The sequence below is a fragment of the Bacillus sp. SM2101 genome (assembly GCF_018588585.1).
Classification (GTDB): domain Bacteria; phylum Bacillota; class Bacilli; order Bacillales; family SM2101; genus Nanhaiella; species Nanhaiella sioensis.
In genome coordinates, this window is record NZ_JAEUFG010000030.1 from 44455 (window position 1) to 47435 (window position 2981).

Here is a 2981-nt window from a genome sequence, read left to right on the forward strand (position 1 = left end):
GAGCGGTAAACGTTATATGTCGTTGCGTTCGTTACTTCTCCCCACGATACAGTAACTTGTCCTTCCTCATTTACGATCGTTATATCTGTTGGTGCTGATGGAACCTGAACTTCTGGAGTTTCAGATATCTCTTCTGAATATTCACTTTCTCCATGCTCATTCACTGCCGTCACTACGTAGTAGTACGTTGTGTTGTTCGTGATGTCTACATCGATATAGTTTGTTTCATTGACGTTTTGAGCAACTGAGATGTACGGACCATTGATCGTTGTGGAGCGGTAAACATTATATGTCGTGGCATTCGTTACTTCTCCCCATGATACTGTAACTTGTCCTTCCTCATTTACGATCGTTATATCTGTTGGTGCTGATGGAACGAGCACTCCCGGTGTTCCAGATACCCCTTCAGAATACTCACTTTCTCCACTATTATTGACTGCTGTAATCACATAATAGTAATTCACATTATTCGTTACATCATTATCAATGTAGTTCGTTTCGTTAATATTTTGAGCGATTGAGATGTACGGACCATTAATCGTTGTGGAGCGGTAAACGTTATATGTCGTTGCGTTCGTTACTTCTCCCCATGATACGGTAACTTGTCCTTCCTCATTTTCGATCGTTATATCTGTTGGTACTGATGGAACTAGCACTCCCGGTGTTCCAGATATCTCTTCTGAATATTCACTTTCTCCTTGCTCATTCACTGCCGTTACTACGTAGTAGTACGTCGTGTTGTTCGTGATGTCTACATCAATATAGTTCGTTTCATTGACGTTTTGAGCAACTGAGATGTACGGACCATTAATCGTTGTAGATCGGTAAACATTATATGTCGTTGCGTTCGTCACTTCTCCCCACGATACAGTAATTTGTCCTTCCTCATTTACGATCGTTATATCTGTTGGTGCTGATGGAACTAGCACTCCCGGTGTTCCAGATATCTCTTCTGAATATTCACTTTCTCCTTGCTCATTCACTGCCGTTACTACGTAGTAGTACGTCGTGTTGTTCGTGATGTCTACATCAATATAGTTCGTTTCATTGACGTTTTGAGTAACTGAGATGTATGGACCATTAATCGTTGTAGAGCGGTAAACGTTATATGTCGTTGCATTCGTTACTTCTCCCCATGATACAGTAACTTCTCCGTCTCCATTCACTATACTGATACCTACTGGTGCTGATGGAACTAGCACTCCCGGTGTTCCAAATATTTCTTCAGAATAGCCACTTTCTACATGTTCATTCACTGCCGTTACTACGTAGTAGTACGTCGTGTTGTTCGTTACGTCTACATCAATATAGTTTGTTTCATTGACATCTTGGGCAACTAAGATGTATGGACCACCGATCGTTGTGGATCGGTAAACGTTATATGTCGTTGCATTCGTCACTTCTCCCCATGATACGGTAACTTCCCCGTCTCCATTCACTATACTGATACCTACTGGTGCTGATGGAACTAGCACTCCCGGTGTTCCAGATACCTCTTCAGAATACTCACTTTCTCCTTGTTCATTCACTGCCGTTACTACGTAGTAGTACGTCGTGTTGTTCGTTACGTCTACATCAATATAGTTTGTTTCATTCACATTTTGGGCAACTGAGATGTATGGACCATCGATCGTTGTGGAGCGGTAAACGTTATATGTCGTTGCGTTCGTCACTTCTCCCCATGATACAGTAACTTCTCCGTCTCCATTCACTATACTAATACCTACTGGTGCTGATGGAACAAGCACCCCAGGTGTTCCAGATATTTCTTCAGAATAGCCACTTTCTCCATGTTCATTCACTGCTGTCACTACGTAGTAGTACGTCGTGTCATTCGTTACGTCTACATCAATATAGCTTGTTTCATTGACACCTTGGGCAACTAAGATGTATGGACCACCGATCGTTGTGGAGCGGTAAACGTTATATGTCGTTGCATTCGTCACTTCTCCCCATGATACGGTAACTTCCCCGTCTCCATTCACTGTATTGATACCTACTGGTATAGTTGGAATTAAAGTGCTTGGTATCCCGGATACTTCTAGAGAATATTCACTTTCTCCACTATTATTGACTGCTGTAATCACGTAATAGTAATTCACATTATTTGTTACATCAATATCAATATAGTTAGTTCCGTTAATATTTTGAGCGATTGAGATGTACGGTCCTCCACTTTGGGTTGAGCGATAAATATTGTAAGTAGTTACATTCGGAACCTCTCCCCAAGTTAACGTAATTTCACCATCACCAGTTGTAACTTCTACTTCTGATGGAGCTAAAGGTATTAGAGAAGCACTTGCTTCATTAGAAAAGTCACTTTCCCCATCTTCAGTAATCGAGGTGACTACGTAAAAATACGTATTTCCATTATCAACTGTTGCATCAAGGTACACTGTATTTTGTACATTTGATGCTATTAAATCATATGGTTCTCCAGAATTTGTAGAACGATAAATGTTGTAGCTAGAAGCACTATCAACTGCAGACCAAGATAGGGAGATTCCCTCATTTATTGTTTCTGCACTTAAGCTTAAAGGATTCGTTACTACTTCATTAAAAAGTCTAAGATACGGGTAAGAGAAACCTTCTTCAATTCCCCATATTGTAGAGAAATCCCACCCTACAAATGTATCTCCTTTCATCATCTCAACTGTAGTACGTCCGTATGAATCTGTAACACCTAAATCCGTAACAACACGATCATAATAACTATTTACTAATTGTGAGTATCCACTACTTCCAATCAACCCACCTATGATATATGTTCCAGTGACCCTTCCTGCGGCATAGTTATTCTCGACTGTAATTGTATAGGACGAACTATTTCGTGATGTAGAACCGATTAAGCCACCCACATATGTTGTTCCACTCACATCACCTAATGCATAGCTGTTCGTAATCACCATGTTTCCTGAAGAGCTTGGAATTTGTCCAATCAGTCCACCTACATACTCTCCTCCACTTACATTGGATGTTGA

1 protein-coding gene is annotated in these 2981 nt (G+C 40.7%); it reads right to left on the minus strand.

Translation table 11 applies throughout. The features are described from left to right. Window positions 1-2981, minus strand: a 2981-nt coding sequence (locus tag JM172_RS20480) for a fibronectin type III domain-containing protein (protein WP_483297268.1), incomplete at both ends; no start/stop codon positions are given.